This window comes from Hymenobacter roseosalivarius DSM 11622 (assembly GCF_900176135.1).
GTDB classification, from domain to species: domain Bacteria; phylum Bacteroidota; class Bacteroidia; order Cytophagales; family Hymenobacteraceae; genus Hymenobacter; species Hymenobacter roseosalivarius.
The window spans coordinates 17,086-33,232 of record NZ_FWWW01000040.1 but is presented as its reverse complement, the minus strand read 5'-3'; the positions used below and the strand labels follow the sequence as shown (position 1 = coordinate 33,232).

General features: G+C 56.8%; 6 protein-coding genes. 3 read left to right on the top strand and 3 right to left on the bottom strand.

The window, feature by feature from the left end; translation table 11 throughout:
• The first annotated feature begins 870 nt into the window (after positions 1 to 870).
• Genes B9A24_RS03335 through B9A24_RS03325 form a run of 3 tightly spaced genes read left to right on the top strand, consistent with a single transcriptional unit; the run spans position 871 to position 6,165 of the window.
• Positions 871 to 4,008, top strand: coding sequence for a SusC/RagA family TonB-linked outer membrane protein (locus B9A24_RS03335; RefSeq protein ID WP_084443756.1), 3,138 nt, complete (start codon positions 871 to 873; stop codon positions 4,006 to 4,008).
• A 20-nt stretch (positions 4,009 to 4,028) separates the two neighbouring features.
• Entirely contained in the window at positions 4,029 to 5,534 is a 1,506-nt protein-coding gene (locus B9A24_RS03330) for a SusD/RagB family nutrient-binding outer membrane lipoprotein (RefSeq protein ID WP_143434736.1), read from the top strand.
• A 34-nt stretch (positions 5,535 to 5,568) separates the two neighbouring features.
• Complete coding sequence (locus tag B9A24_RS03325; RefSeq protein WP_084443754.1) at positions 5,569 to 6,165, top strand: hypothetical protein; 597 nt, start codon at positions 5,569 to 5,571, stop codon at positions 6,163 to 6,165.
• Positions 6,166 to 6,366: 201 nt separating this feature from the next.
• On the opposite strand, the gene tamL is transcribed toward B9A24_RS03325, so the two are convergent.
• The 3 genes from tamL to B9A24_RS03310 form a co-directional block, all read right to left on the bottom strand.
• Complete coding sequence (gene tamL / locus B9A24_RS03320; RefSeq protein ID WP_159451932.1) at positions 6,367 to 8,703, bottom strand: translocation and assembly module lipoprotein TamL; 2,337 nt, start codon at positions 8,701 to 8,703, stop codon at positions 6,367 to 6,369.
• 193 nt (positions 8,704 to 8,896) lie between these two features.
• Positions 8,897 to 14,083: a translocation/assembly module TamB domain-containing protein gene (locus tag B9A24_RS03315; RefSeq protein ID WP_084443752.1), complete on the bottom strand. Its 5,187-nt coding sequence runs from the start codon at positions 14,081 to 14,083 to the stop codon at positions 8,897 to 8,899.
• Between the two features lie 272 nt (positions 14,084 to 14,355).
• The gene (locus B9A24_RS03310) at positions 14,356 to 15,981 is read right to left on the bottom strand and encodes a DUF4394 domain-containing protein (RefSeq protein WP_084443751.1); all 1,626 of its coding nucleotides are present in this window, start codon (positions 15,979 to 15,981) and stop codon (positions 14,356 to 14,358) included.
• Between the last annotated feature and the right edge of the window lie 166 nt (positions 15,982 to 16,147).

Here is a 16,147-nt window from a genome sequence, read left to right as displayed (position 1 = left end):
ACGTCGTGTGTGGNGCTTTTTTATGGTCAATACCATAAGATATGTTGGCCATAGTCAGCACTATGATTTTCTTATAGCGGTTTCGCGAACCGTAGATACCCGATGTAGAGACGCGAATACGCGTCTCGTCGTTGAACGAAACCGGGCAGGCGGCGCGGACGACGAGACGCGAATACGCGTCTCTACATCAGCCGGGTTGCACCGTTCACAAAACCGCTATAACGTGGGAGAATTACTTCAAAGATAAAGTCGAAATACCCATTATAACTCTTATCAAAAATCAGATTTGTTCAAAAAGAGCACTATTATTTATAAATAAAATAGGTCGAGCCTCAGAATTTTTTTGAAATATTTTATATAAATTTTTTCTTCAATCAAAATACCTAAGAAGTTTATTGGCTGGTAATTACAGCGCTCATGCTGAGGTGTTGTACGGCGCGAAACACCACAACTCGTGTATCAAATATAAAAAGCTATTTAGCTGTCGTTTTGCTTAAAGACCAGATTACGTCACTGATAATACAATAGTGTACAAGAAGTTGAATTAAAAGAAGGCAGTCCATCTAAATCCTATAGCGGCTTCGTAAACGATGTACGCTTTTTATTCAGTGTAAATTCCCGATTATCAACGAATAAATAACTTAAACAGGTACGCCAGACACGAAACTGCTATAAGTAGCTAAGCGAGCCTACTAAAACTAGTTTTTTGCATTTTTTCAAAAACGACGGAACCAATAAATCACAATATCTAATATATAGATTAAGAATGAAGCTTTAGAAAATAAATAATAGAAATGAAATAGAGTCCTTGCTTTCCTTGCTATTTTTAGAGTACCTATACACCACTCACTTCATTAACCATCTTTCTGCATGAAACGAATTATACTCATGAGTTTATTGCTCATGGTCACGCTGCTTCAGCAGGTGACGGCGCAAAACAAAGGCATATCCGGCCGGGTTACGGATGCCCAAAATGGTGAGGGTCTACCCGGCGTTACGGTACTGCTAAAAGGTACTACTAATGGTGTTTCTACGGGTGCCGATGGTGCCTACACCTTGAGCGTACCCGCCACGGGTGGTACGCTGGTATTTAGCTCCATTGGGTATGCTACCTCGGAACGGGTTATCGGCACGGAAACCCAAATTGACGTCAAGCTCGCTTCTGATACCAAGCAGCTGGGGGAGGTCGTGGTCACGTCCCTGGGTATTGAAAGAGACATCCGGGCGGTAAATACTACCCAACAGCAAATCAAAGGTGAGGAAATAGCACGCAAGTCGGAGCCCAACGTACTCAATGCCTTGCAGGGCAAGGTTTCGGGCGTAAATATTACCAGCTCCAGCGGCCTGCCAGGTTCTTCCACCAACATCAACATCCGGGGCATTACCTCGCTGCAAGGCAGCAACCAGCCGCTATTCGTGGTGGATGGCATTCCGATCAGCAACTCGCTGGACGTAACCAACGGCGGGCCGCTGGGCACGCTGGGGGCGGCGCAGTCGTCCAACCGCGCCCTGGACATTGACCCCAACAATGTGGAAAGCATCAATATCCTGAAAGGCCCCGCCGCCGCCGCGCTCTACGGCTCGCGGGCCGCCGCGGGGGCCGTTATCATCACCACCAAATCGGGCCGAAACCTCAACAAGAAACTGGAAGTAACCGTCAACTCGGGCCTGAGCTTTCAGCAAGCCTACGGCATTCAGGACTTTCAGAATGACTACGGCCAGGGCACGGGCGGCGTACTTACCACCACGGGCGGCGATATCAACACCGGATCAGCTGGCTCTTGGGGGCCTCGGTTTGGCACTACCCCGACGCTGGCCAACGGGCTATTGCTGCCCGACGGCACTAACCTGCCCTATCAGGCGTATCCCAATAACATTGAGGACTTCTTTCGGACCGGCCGACTGCTGACCAACGGCGTAAACATCGCCGGCGGCACCAAGGATCAGAACTTCAGCCTCAACGTCAACCAGACTAATCAGAAGGGCATCACGGATTTTGCCAACCTGAATCGCACCAGCGTGCAGCTGGGGGGCAATACTACCCTACTAAACAAGCTGAAGGCCGGGGGCTCCGTGAACCTGGTGCTAACGAACCAGCTGGGGCCGCTGGTAGGCAATGGCAGCAGTGCTTTTGGTCAACTCGTCAATATTCCGCGCAGCTATGATCTGGGCGGCCTGCCTTATAAAGATCCGATCACCAACCGCAGTATCTTTTTTGCTGGCAGCGACAACCCCCGCTGGAACCTGGAAAACAACCCGACCACCAGCAAGCTGACTCGTTTTATCAACGTAGGCAACCTGAGCTACGAAATTGCCCCCTGGCTTAATGTATCCTACCGGCTGGGCCTGGACACCTACACCGACCGCCGCAAGCAGATCTACGCCGTAGGTGCCGCCCGGCTTCCTACCGGCCAGGTGCTGGACCAGTCTATTTACAGCGCTGAGATCAACGGCGACCTGCTCATTATGTTGAAGAAGGATAATGTTTTGGTCGAGGGGCTCAACGCTAACCTGCTGCTGGGCCAGAACATCAATCAGCGGCAGAGCCAGCGGATCTCCTCGCAAGCGGATAACATTCTGGTTCCCGGCTTTGCCAACTCCGCCGTGGGGGCCGTATTCTCGAACGGCACCGGCGAAACCTCCTCGTTGCGCCGCCTGCTGGGCTACTACAGCCAGCTCTCGCTGGCTTACCGTGACTACCTGTTCGTGGATGCCACGGGCCGGATCGACCAATCCTCGACCCTACCCCAGGGTAGTAACTCCTACTTCTTCCCCTCCGCTACCATCGGGCTGGTGTTCTCTGACGCCCTACAGATTTCGGGGGATATCTTTTCGTATGGTAAGGTGCGCGCCAACATCGCCAAGGTAGGCCGGGACGCTGACCCCTACGCCCTGAACACCTACTACTCCGTAACATCCCTAGGCAACAACGTGGCCAACCTCAACTTTCCCCTGGGTGGGGCCGGGGGGTTTGCCATCAGCAATACGCTGGGCAACCCCAACCTGAAACCGGAGTTCACCAAATCGTACGAGGCAGGCCTGAACCTGGGCTTTTTCGACAACCGCCTCACGTTCGATCTGACGGCCTATAAAACGATCAGCGACAACCAGATCGTGCCCATCACGACTCCGGGCTCGACAGGCTTTACGCAACGCTTCGCCAACGTGGGCCGCCTGGATAATAAGGGCATCGAAGGCTTGATGACTATTACGCCCGTGCGCACCGACAACTTCCGCTGGGACGTAACGGCTAACTATACCCTGAACCGCAACAAGGTGGTATATATCACCGAAGGGGTAGAGCGTGCCCGCATCAACGGCAGCGGCTTTATCGGCAGCCTGCCTTTCATTGTGAAGGGGCAGCCCTACGGCGTGATTGTGGGGGGCAAAAAGACAACTGCTCCCGATGGCCAGTACATCATCGACGCACGCACCGGCTTGTTCGTGGCCGACACGCCCAACGAGATTATTGCTGACCCCAACGTGCGGTGGCAGGGTGGCATTACCAACAACTTCTCGTATCGCGGCCTCACTTTCTCCTTCCTGGTTGACACCCGGCAGGGCGGTGATGTGCTTTCTTTCACCAATGGCAGCTACCGCTCGAACGGGGCGCTGGCCGAAACGGGCAAAGACCGGGAGTTGCCCCGCATTATTCCGGGCGTAATCAGAAACGCGGACGGCACGTTCCGCCCCAACAATATTCAGGTGGATGCCGAAAGCTACTGGCGCTCGTTTGGGCAGCAAAGCAATCTGAACGTGTACGATGGCACCGCTTACCGCCTGCGCGAAGTCTCGCTGGGCTACTCTTTGCCCAAGAACCTGCTGACCAGCCTGCCTTTTGGCCAGGTTGACCTCTCGCTGACGGCCCGCAATCTCTTTTACTACGCGCCCAACGCCAACTTTGACCCCGAGCTGAACACCCAAGGTGCCGGCAACATCCGCGGCCTGGACCTACAAGGCCCACCAAATGCCCGCACGTACGGCGTTAATCTTCGTTTTTCTCTTTAACCTGCCCCCGCTGACTCCATATGATACAATCAACTCTTGTCCGGTACTCACTGGCGGCGGCATTAGGCCTAGCTGCTATGGGCTGCAAAAAGGATGATTTTCTAAATGTAAACACCGATCCTAACCGCCCCCTGACCGTGCCGCCCTCGGTGCTGCTCACGGGGGTGCAAGCCACCACGGGCTTTGCCGTGGGCAACGACCTGGGCCGCGTAACCGCACTGCTGATTCAGCATACAGCCGGCATCGCTAATCAGCCTCGCACCTATGACACTTACCAGCTGCGCGGCAGCTACGATAACCAATGGAATCAGGAACTCTATGGTGGTGGCCTGAACCAATCGCAGCAAATCATCAATAATACGCAGGACACCAGTCCGGTATACGCGGGGTTTGCCAAGCTGCTTAAGGCCTATAACTTCGCCTTCACGACGGATTTGTGGGGTGATGTTCCGTATTCGCAGGCGCTCCAGGGCAATCTGGCTACCCCTAATCTACAGCCGCGCTTCGACAAGCAGGAAGACATCTACAAGGGCAATGCTCAGTTGGAAATTCAAAGTCTGTTTGATTTGGTGCGTGAGGGCTTAGCCGACCTCGACAAACCCAGCGCCCTGAAGCCCGGCGCCGATGATCTGGTGTACAAGGGCGATATCGCCAAGTGGAAGCAGTTTGGCAATACGCTGCTGCTGAAGCTGGCCAACACGATCAGCGTAAAAGAGCCGGCCCTGGCCACTGCCGTGATTAAAGAAGTATTAGCTAAGGGCCCGAGTGCCATCATCACGTCCAACGCCAATGACTTTCAGGTGCCTTATGGCACGTCAGTAGGCAATCAGAACCCTTTCTATGCTTACAACTACGTCACCCGCCCGGATGACCAGATGCTGAGCCAGCGCTTTCTGGATAGCCTGCGGGTGTTGAGAGACCCGCGTTTGCCTTTGTTCTTTACGACTACTCCAGCCAACAGCGCCGCCACTACCACGGCCGTCGGCATTTTCACGGGGTATGATAATGCTGGCACTGCTCCCGTTCCGATCCGGGCCAACCGCTCACGTTACAACGCCTACGTGGTAGGGGCCAGCGGCGAAGCCCCGGTGCGCATCATCACTAATTTTCAGCGGGCCTTTATCCTGGCGGAGTATTACCTGTCGCAGAACGACCTGGTGAATGCGCAGAAGCTCTTTCAGGAAGGAATTACGGCCTCTATGACCAAAGCCGGCGTTACGGACATAACGAAGTACTTCACGGATAATCCCAAAGTGGTAACCTTAGCGGGTGATAACAAGCGTATGCTCAACCAGATCATCACCCAGAAATGGATCGCGTGGGTAGGCAACGGCTACGAAGCCTACAACGACTACCGCCGCACTGGTTATCCCCGCCTTGCTATCGTGACTAATCCTAGCTCAGAGAGCCCCACCAGCATTCCGTCAAGGTTGTTTTATCCTAACACAGAAATTACTGCCAACTCAACTAACATTCCTACCCCCCAGCCCCTGACAACCGAACTCGTGTGGTGGGCTATTAAGTAGGCTAGGCAGTTGCACCACAATTCAGCGTTACCCCATGAAAAAACAACTCATTCATATTCTTGCCCTCCTGTTGCTCTCAGCAACTACATTCTCTTGTGAAAAAGAGTACGACGATAAAACGCTGGGGCCCCTGGAGGACAGCATTGCCGACATTCCGGTAACCGTGCCGAACCAGGAATTCTTTGAGCGCTTCCCCATCGTTACGGCCAAGGAGCCTCGCGCTGCCACGGCCACCGCTCCGGCCGAAACCGGGGCCTTTACGATCATCCTGGAGATTCCGGCCGACAAAGGCAAAATCCGAGAAATCAGCAAGATCACGACCGGCACTGCCGGCTTAGCCAACATGGCCGGCGCCGATGCCTTGGCCTACAACTACAACGCGACTAGCAGGACGATTGTACCTATCCTCGGCAACGGCACAAATCAAATCACGTTCTCCTCGAACCTGAACACGTACAACGCCTATCGCACCCGCGTTGGGGCAGGAACCGCTGGTCAGCCGGGTCTAGTGGCGCCGAACAGTAGCTTCACGGCCCAGAATCCGAATCAGCTGCCATTTTACTTCTTGCTCACCCTAGAAGATGGCAAGCAGATCATTCCGACGGCTGTACGCGTTCGGGTGGTGCAATAATGGGTTTTATTACCTAAATAGAGCACAACCGCTGGCAGGAAGGACAGAACATTGGTCAAAAAAGCCCCTCAGAAAACTTCTGGGGGGCTTTTTGGTCTAATCTATACTATGCCTTTTAACGGTAGGCACCCGCCAGGGCGGGTACTCGTCCATGCGTTTCGCACCCTGCACAATGCGTACCTATAGCGCGCAGCTTTGTGGTTAAAATGGATAACCAATGCCAATATTCAAGCGAACAGCCTTAAAGCCAGAGTCCAGTTTATTGTATTCGTCACCATTAGGTGCTTGGAAAGTTGAATTCTCAAACGGATAAATCAGGGGGTAAGCGGCGTCGAAGCGAATGACGAAGAACTGCACGTCGATGCGGATACCGGCGCCGGCACCTACGGCCAATTCCTGCAAGAAGCTGTTGAAGCGAAACTGGCCGTTTTTGCCGTCGGGCTGACCGTTTGCGTCGAAGGTGGGCCGATCCGGATCTGCGTTGATAAGCCAAATATTACCGGCATCCACGAAGAGCGCACCCTTTACATAGGGAAACAAGTCGTGGCGGTATTCGATGTTGGCTTCCAGACGCATGTCGCCCACCTGGTCGTAGAAGCTGGTTACGTCCTCTGGGTCCCGGGAGCGATACGTGCCGGGCCCGATGCCCCGCGCGGCGAAGGCTCGCACGCTGTTAGGGCCGCCAATACCGTATTGCTTCAGGTAAGGCAGCGCCTCGGAATTCTTGTACGGCACGCCCACCCCAATTAATAAGCGCGTAGCAAAGCGGTTGCCGCTGGTCGGGTCGGGCGAGATGCGGTAGTAATTGCGCAGTTCCAGATTGACTTTCGTGTACTGCGCGAACTCCTGTCCGAACAGGTTATAGTCGCCAAACTCATTCTGCGGAGCCGCGCGCAGGCTCTGGGTCAGGTAAGCCAGGTTGCCGGCCAACTCCAAGCCACCGTTGAAATAAATCTGGTTGCGACGCTGCTCCAGCACTTGCTGGTTGTAGGTATAGCTGTAGTTGCTACCCAGAATAAACTGCTGCCGGAAGCTATTGGCCAGGAACGGCCGCTCCTCCAACAAAGCATCAAAAGCGGTGTCGGTGTTGGCCAGGCGCAGATATTCTATGTTGATGGGCTGCAGCTGCTGCTCGTTGGTAAGCTTGGTTTTCCAGCTGTAGCCGTAGCCCAGGTTAAACACATCCTGCTGGAAGAAGCTGGTGCGCAGCACGTATTTGTAGCCTGCATTAAAAAAGGTGCGCGGCTGGAAATCCGAGTTGACCAGACGAATGTTGAAGGGCGGCGTGATCAGGCGCGGCACCAGCAGTTGTCCATCGACCCCGATGGTGGTGGAAGTAACACCCGACTGAATGCCGTTGCCGGTTTCAAACGAGGCCCGCGCGTTAATCAGCAGCTGCTCGGCCCCACGCAGGGCAGAGCGGTTACGAAACTGCACCACAATGCCCGGCCCGGTGAAGATGTTGGATACGTTCATCTGCACCTCCGCCCGCAGCGACTTCTTGGGCACCTGGGTCATGCGAATCAGGGAGTTGAGGCGGCCATAGCCGCCCGAATCAGGCTGGTTGGCGGCGGGGCGGTAGCGAATGTCCACGAATTTGAACGTACCCAGACTCATCAGCCGGCTCAGTGTCTGGTCGGAGCGGCGGCGGCGGTAAAGGCTATCCGGGTAAATAAAGGTGGCGTTGGTAATCGCCTTCGCCTTAAATACTTCCTCATCGGGGAAGTAGCGGTAGCCCCGAAACATGAAGGGTTCCTTGGCCCCTTCGGTGGTATCGGAAAGGGTATAGTCGGTGTCCAGGGTTACCCGGTTGAGCAGGTAGGGCATGGCTGCCTGCGGCGGAATCGTGCTCTTAATTTTCAGATAGACGTTCGCCTCATTATCCAGAGTACTATCTACTTGGAACAGAATGTAGTCGGGAGCGAAATAATAGTAGCCCTGATTTTTGAGGGCCGCGTCGATGCGTACCCGCTCGTTGATGAGCGTTTGCAGGTTGTACGGGTCACCGACTTTGAGCAGCGTATTGGGCTCTGTAGCCCGGATAGCGCGGTCGATGAGCGTGTCGCGGTCAGGAAAGTGGATTTCCTTGATCAGATACGGCTTGCCCACCGCGGCCGTGTAGTCTACGGAGGCCGTGTTGTCCTTTACCTTCACTTGGCTGCTGAGCGTGGGCTTGAAGTAGCCGTTGTTGTACAAGCGGTTCGTCATCAGGCCCTTCACATTATTGGTGTCCACGGCGCTCAGCAGCACCGGCGCTTCGCCGTATTTATCGGCCAGCCACTTGCCTAGGCCTTTGGTTTTGCCCTCGCCCATGTGCCAGAAATACAGCTTGGGGCGCAGCCCCAGAATGGAGGCGTTAGGCTTGGGTGTAATCACCGATTCCAGCTCCGTAGTCAGTACTGATTCGTTGGGAATGGCGCTTTCCGACTTGAGAGTGACGGTGCTGCCGGTATACAGCTTACTGCCTTCGGGAATAAACTTGGTGCCCGAACACCCGGCCAGCGCGAGGAGCAGCGCAAAAAAGCCCCCAACCGCCACTGGGGGGCTTTTTTTGAGGAGAAAAGAAAGTTGGTAGTCGGTGAAGGCACGGAGTTGTATTGGGGAATTTATGTTGACAATTAGAACGTCATGCTGAGCAGCGCGAAGCATCTCGCTCGCTTCGTTGAGTTACCATTGCAATGTCAGCATGCGAGATGCTTCGCTTCGCTCAGCATGACGCTTGGACGAAAAATTACCGGTCCGAAGTAGTCTGGCGCCTCGCTAGGCGTCCTGCTTCGCGCCGGGGCGCAGCCACGGTTTGTACGGAGTCTTTAGCGGCTTTTTCTTCTTCTTTTTCGCGTTTACGGTTTTGCTTGCGCTCTTCTTTTACGTCTTTGTCAATGCCCTGGAAAAGCTCAGCCAGGGTCTTGTAATCGCGCTGGTAGATGAGGGCGGCCCCGTTGCGCACGTACTGCCCATCGATGTCGCCGTAGGCATTGTTGCGGTAGGCGCGCAGGCGCAGGCGGCCGTTGGCCAGAATATCGTATTCAATGCTCACGTCGCCGGCGAAGTTGCTCACGCTTTGCTGACCGCTGGAAGCCTGGTTGCCACCAGCCAAGGGCACGTCGGTACCGAGGCGCACACTCACGCGGTCGTTGAAGAGCTGACGACGCACGGCTACATTCAGGTCAGTGCGCGTTTTCTCCGAGCCCGACGAGAAGTCAGCCTGCGAGTTCACGCCCAGCTCCACGCCTAGGTTGGAAAGGTAGCTGCCCGTGAGCTTATTAAGCTGCTGGGTAAGCACCTGACTGGCGCTACCCCGCAGCTGCTCAGCTACCAGGCTACCCCCACTCGATTCGAAGGGATTTGCGGCCAAAAAGCGCTCCAGCACCAGCAGAGAGAATACCTGTTTGTTCAGTTCGTCGGTCTGGCTAGGTTGGCGCAGCTGGGCCAAGCGGTTCTCAATCTGAGGTCGCAGCTGGGTACGCGCATCTTCGGGCAGCTGAATATCGAAGCTAATGACGGGCTTGAGCAGGTCGCCGTTTACTTTCAGCAGCACCTCAAAGGGCAGTTGGTTGCGCCCGATGGTTTTTAAGCTCTCATCTGCCTCGCCCTGAGCCGAAAGCAGCTCGGCAGGAGCCGTCCGCACATTGAAAATGGCCGTTACGTTGGTCTGCGCGTTGTAGGGGTCGCCGCTCCAGACAATAGAGCTGCCCGGCGCAATGTCGAATTCGCGCGAGGCCAGATCGTAGAGCGACATCTGATATTTTCCTTCGGTTACATCCAGCCGGCCGCTGAGCGTAATAGTGCCCGCCGGATCGATGGCGGTATTCATCGTGCCGGCGGCCCGCACTTGCAGGTTGTCGCCGGAGGCCTGATCGATGACGATGGTAAAAGGCGTTTCGTCGGTGACGGTGATGGTGGCAGCAATATCGAAACCCTCGGCCGTCTGCGCCGAATCGACTGCTACCTGGCGGGCCAGCATAGTATCGAGCGGGGCGCTGAGGTCGATGAACTCCACGATGCCCTCGCGCTCCACGGCCACGGCCTCGTCGTTAGGCACGGCCACGGTCAGGTTGGAGCCTTCCACCACGGTAGCCCTGACGCGGACAACGGGCAGCGTCAGGTTGCCGGTAATGCGTGTGTCGGAGTCGACCAGCAGCTTACCGTAGTACAGCTCATTGTCGCGCTGGGTGCTTTGCACTGCCAGAAAGTCGTTGGTCACGGCCCGCAGGTCGAAGCGGTAATCGTCCACGTAATTCTTCGTGTACACGTAGCCATTGATTTCGGCCTTGTTGTTCACCGAGTCCAGGATGGTAAAGTCCTGAAACTTTATACCCTGCTCATCAAAGGTCAGGCTCTCGTCGGGCAGCGTGAACGGCGCGCCGAGCTGGGTGAGAGTGAAGCCAGCGTTGTTGGTATTGAGCGTACCACGCACCTGGGGGGCATTTGTGGTGCCTTGCACCGTAAACTGCCCATCGAGGTAGCCGGTCAGCTCGCGGATCTCGCCGGCGGCGAAAGACTCGGCCGTGTTCAGGTTGAGCCGGGCCACGTTGATGGCCATATCCAGGGTGCCAGCGGCCAGATAGTAGCCGGTGGCCCGCACCTCATTGTTGTTGGGGCCGCCGGTCAGGCGGGCGTCCACGTCGTAGCGGTCGGCGGTGGGGTTGGTAGCTTGTAGGGCCACGTCGCCGATAACGGACTTGTTATACGCAAAGCTGCTCAGCGCCAGGTCGGCGGTGAAGGCTTGGCGGGGCTGGCCCAGGCTGCGGATCACGGCCTGCCCATTGAGCGTACCGCCCACCAGCGAGTCCTGCAAGCCGCCCGCTACGGCCAGCTGGTTTATATCTAGGTTGCCCAAACGGGCCTGCAAGGGATATTCACCCCCCGGCAGCGTTTGCAGCTCCAAAAACTGCTGGCCCTGACTCAGGCGCACGTTTTCGGCCCGCAACGCCCCCGAAGCCAAGGTGTACTGCATCTGGTTGTTGGGCGCCACGGTCCAGCGCTGGTTGTTCAGCACCAAGTTTTCATCGAAGCTGAAGGCGTAGGCGTCGCCCTGATTCAGCACTTGTAGCACCCCGGCCAGATTCAGCAGCTGGGCGCTGTCCGACTCGGCGATGCGCACGTTGGTAGCGACCCGGTTGTTGGCCACGCTGCCCGTCACACTCGGGTTGGGCAGGCGCAGGCTGGTATCCTGGCTGGCATGGCGCATGCGCAGCGCATATTCCAGCTTCTGCGGGTCGGAGGCCAGAGTAAGCCGGGTAGAATCGAGTCGGAAGCCGCTGTAAACGATGAGCGGTATCTGGCTGTTCAGGGTCAGGTTGGCAGCCTGGCTGTTAAAGCCGCCGGTCAGGTTGAAGGGCGAAATTTTGGTGAGCCCCGGCACCAGCGCCGCAATGGGGCGGGGCTCCAGCACCCGCACGTCGAAGGTGAAGTTGCGGGCCGGGCCGCCGGCCACGTAGCGCACGTCGGGTAGGTCAAAGTAGCGGTCAATGTGCTGCTGCAATACCGTGGCCAGCTCGCCCAGGGGCGTGTTGCCGTCCAGCTTCACCGTGAAAATATCGGAGGTTATATCCACCGCCGAGCGGCCGGGCTGCTGCACGATATTGCCCTTCAGCACGCCAAAGGAGAAGGGCTGATTGTCGCGCACGATGACTACGTTGCGGCCCGAAAACGTCCCGTTGATGGAGTTGGCATCGGAGCCGCTGAGGCTGGCCGTCAGCTCGCCCTGCACCCGCAAATCGCCACCGGTATAAAAGCCCAGCGCCGTCAGATTTGCCCCCCGCAGGTTCAGCGAGCTGATTTCGTAGCTTGGGTTGTTGGCGTCGCGCAGATTCACGGTGGCCAGCAAGTCCAGATTCAGGTTGGGGTCCGTCTTGCTCTCGGCCGCGATTACGTAGCGGTTGCGGTCGATGTCGACGGTGGCCGCGATGTCGCGGTAGGTGTAGCCGCCGTACTCGGCCCGCTGCACGTCGGCCACCAAGCGGCCGCGCATGGTAGCCGGGTCGAGGCCGCGGGCATTCAGCCGCCCCTTGGTGGTAATGCGCCCGATGGTGGTGTCGCGCAAAAGGGCCCCCACGTTGAAATTCTGCACCGAGAAGCGGGCCGTTACGGGCTCCCGTCCGGCCGGACCGGGCTCCATGTTCACCACGGCCGTCGCGTTGCCAAAACTGGTATTCACCCGCAGATTGGTGTCAAACACCATCGCCGTGGGCCGACCCCGGAAAGTGCCCGACACGGCCATGCGCGGCGGCAGCTGGTATTCGGGCGGAATCGTGCCGGCCGGCACCAGGCTTTTGATGTCGGCGGCGGTACTGGTAAACTGAGCGATGTTGAGGTCGGTGTAGAGGCGGCGGTCTACTTCGGGCAGACCCTGAATGCGGCCGCTGGCGCGCAGTATGGTGTTGCGGAAGCCGACCACATCCAGGTTCTGGACCCGGAAGTCGCCCACGCGCCCGTCGATGCGGCCGCTGATCAGCACCGACTGGTTGGGGCCCGTGGTGAAGGGCGGCGTATCGGCAAGCTCAGGCGTCAGATACAGGATGTCGCGGAAGCCCAGGCGCGTTTCGCGCAGGTCGCCTTCCAGCCGAATCTGGCCGATTTTGGTAGTATCGGCCAGCGCGTCCAGGCTTTCGTAGCCGAAGGCCAGGGTGCGCCGGATGCGGGTGTGGGGCGTGATTAGGTCGAGGTTGTCGAGGCGGGTCTGCACCGAGTCGAAGACCACGTCGGCCGTGGCGCTTTCCACCTCAAACCCGCTCTGCTCCTTGCCCGCCAGATTGACGATGCGGCCGGTGGTGCGGTTCTCAGAGTAGAACAGGTTCTCCGTATTCAAGATTAAATCCGTGAACTTGAGGTGATTATAGTCCATGCCGCGCACGCGGGTTTGCTGCTTGGGCTCGTCGAAGTTGTCGAAGGCCACGTCCACGCCGCTGATGTCCGACTTTTTGAGCGTGACCACCCAACTGGCCTCCTGGCCCGTAGCCTGCTCCACCGACTCATTCAACTCGCGCACGGCCTCGGCCGGATTGATCAGGCGCTGCTCCGTGGGTACATTCTCGTTCTGGGCGTAGGCGAAGGTAGTGTTGCGCAGGCGCAGCGTATTCAGCGCCACCCGCGAGTTGCGCAGGTCAATATTATCGGCTGTGATTTCGGCCTGGCCCACGCGGGTGTCGATAAACTGGGCCGAGGGGGCATTTTTGTAGGTCAGACTGACGTTGTCGAGCAGCGCTTTGTTCAACCCAAACTCCAGCTCCAGCGGCTCGCTCATGGCGGTGTCCGGGGGGGCATTTTTACTCTGTACAATAGTGATGGCGGTGTTGCGCAGCGCGGCCTGATCGATGCGGTAGGTGGAAGCATCCACGTCTACGGCGTCCATGCTCACGGCCAGCTCGCCCACCCGCGTCTTCACAGCCATGCCTTCTACCTGGTCGTCGTAGCGGAGACGGATGTTAGTCAGGCGCGCATCGCCGATGTTGTACTGAAAACCAGCGCTGGCCGTATCGATGGGGGCGGCGGTTGTGGTGTCGCCGGCGCCGAAAGCGGCCGCGATGTAGTCGAAGTTGAAGGTGCTGTCGGGCAGGGTGCGCGTGATACCAATGGTACCATCGTTGAGCTCCACCGACTTCACGTTGATCTGCGATTTGGTGAGGGCCCACAAGTCGATGTTGACGCCTAAGTGCCCGACGGATAGCAGCGTATCGCCCTTCTGGTCTTCCAGGTACACGTCGTCGAGGGAAATAGCACTGCGCCAGTCGGTGCGGAATTTCCCGATTCGTACTTCCGTACCAATCTTATCTTGCAGAAAGCTGCTGGCTTTGCGGGCCGCAAAGTCCTGAGCAGACGGAAACTGCAAAGCCACCACTACCAGAATTACCAGCAGGATTATAAATGCCACTAGCCCCAGGATACCATAGAGGATGCGGCGAACGTACGTAGGCAAGGATTTGATAACTCAGTTGTGCTTAAAGTGTTCAGTATCACCCAACGAAAAAAGACGGCGCTAGGTTGGCTGGGGGGCTTTTTTGGTAGTAGAACGCGTTACTTATCGCAACTAGTGCAGCGGGAAGCACGAAACTTGCAAAACGGATATGTCGTAGCGTCGAGCTTCCTAGAGGTTTATAATTCCGTATCAGTAATAGTTAAACAAAAAGCCCCAGCGCAGGCGCTAGGGCTTTTTTATGGTCAGTCAACTGTAGCAGAGACGATACTAATTTAAAATCCCAAGCCGACTGTAAAGCCGTAAATATCGTTACCCAGCAAGAGGGGTACGGGAAGGTCCCCTCGGCCTGTCGCCGTAAGGGTGCCCGTCGCTAGATTGATGGTATACGTTCTAGCAAAAACTCCCACAGAGGCTCTGACTATATTTAGCAAAACGTAGCCGGTATTGCTCGTGCCGCCAATGTCAAAGTGGACGCGCGTGCCCGTGAAATTGGGCCCCAATTTGCCCACCTCCCGCGCCGCGCCCGCCGTGGGCTGGTTCAGCTCAAACAACGTGCTCCCCGTTAGACCCACGCCATACAGCTTACTGGCCGTCGCACCCGCAAAGTTGTTGTCGTAGGCCGCCGCCTCAATACCCAACGCCGCAGGCAGATAGGCCTCTGGGACAATGGTGCCATCGACGGGGTTCAGGAGGCTGTTGGTTCCAGCGGCGCCTATGATGCGAATTTGGTCCGTTACGGGATCAAAATCAAACCCCCCGACACCGCCCGAAAACCCACTTGGCGTTAAGGGTAACCGGAAGCTGGTCACGAAGGTCGCCTCGGCCGTCGCAGCGTTGACCGTATACAGCCGTCCGCTACCCGTAACAACATAGAGTTGCCCATTGGACGGGCGAAAATCTATTCCGCTCAAGGTTTCCGTGTTGAGTAAGCCGGTAATGGGCTTACTGATATAGGTATCTCCTTCCATTGGATTGAAGACTACCAAAATACTACTATTTACCCTAGCTGATTGGCTGTAACTACCGACGGCGTAGGCGACAGGCTGGGTGGGAATGGCCAGGCCCGTATAGCCGCTCGAGGCCGCATACTGGGCGAGCGGCCGCGCGGTACCGGTTGTCAGATCCACGGCAAACAGGGTCGGGTTGCCATTGACCGCGTATAAGCCGAGCGCCGTACCGGTCCGAGCATCGATGTCAAAGCCGCCATCGCCGCTGATATTCAGGTTCAGGCTGCCGACAGGCACGAGGGTACCGTCGTTGGGCGGGTCTTGGCGGTAGAGCTGGTCGGTAGCTGGGTCCAAGTCGTAAAGTACGGTAGTCGTCGCGCCGGCCGTGTTGTTGGTGTAGGCCGCGCCGGTAATCGTGGCGCTGGCTGCCCCGTTGAGGTTGCCATCCGTGGCGGCCACGGTGCCCGTCTCGGGGTTGAGGCGCAGGTTCTGTCCCGTGCTGGTCACTACCCGAATGCGGTCGACGGTGGGGTTGAAATCAAAACCCACCAAATTGCCCCCCAAGGCGGGCGAGAAGGCTCCGGTGCCAACGGTGCGGGCTGCTCCGGTATTCTGGTTGATGACGTAAAGGCGACTCGCGCTGCTCACCCCGTAAAGCTGGCCCGTGGCGGGGCGGAAGTCGATGGCCAACAGCGTCTCGCCGCTGCCTAGGCCGGTGATGGAAACGGAAGCCGTGCGGGTCGCGGGGTCCTTGGTGGAGTAGGCGTCGAGCTTGGTACCGCCCGACAAGGTGTAGAAAGGAATGTCCAGGCCTAAGCTGGGAAAGGTAGGAATAGTGGGCGGCGGGGTAGGTTTGGGGAAGTACTGCTCTAAGATATCTTCGCAGCTACTCAGCGAGGACAACAGCAGCACCGCCACGCCCCATTTGGCGAGGGAAGAAGTTTTTAACATAAAACGAAGATAATAGGATAGAAAGAAGAAAGAATTGAACGAAGATGTTTTCATCCTTACGTAGCTCTACTGGAGTTAGATGTTCCTATCTCCTATTTTTCTTACAAGAACTTATCCTGGCTGATCCTGCCCCGTCATAGCGCTTTATATTCTACCTGCATTCTGT

Excerpts from the sequence above, each read along its gene's own strand:
- B9A24_RS03335 (WP_084443756.1), top strand. The coding sequence starts at position 871 with ATGAAACGAATTATACTCATGAGTTTATTGCTCATGGTCACGCTGCTT.
- B9A24_RS03330 (WP_143434736.1), top strand. The coding sequence starts at position 4,029 with ATGATACAATCAACTCTTGTCCGGTACTCACTGGCGGCGGCATTAGGC.
- B9A24_RS03325 (WP_084443754.1), top strand. The coding sequence starts at position 5,569 with ATGAAAAAACAACTCATTCATATTCTTGCCCTCCTGTTGCTCTCAGCA.
- B9A24_RS03310 (WP_084443751.1), bottom strand. The coding sequence starts at position 15,981 with ATGTTAAAAACTTCTTCCCTCGCCAAATGGGGCGTGGCGGTGCTGCTG.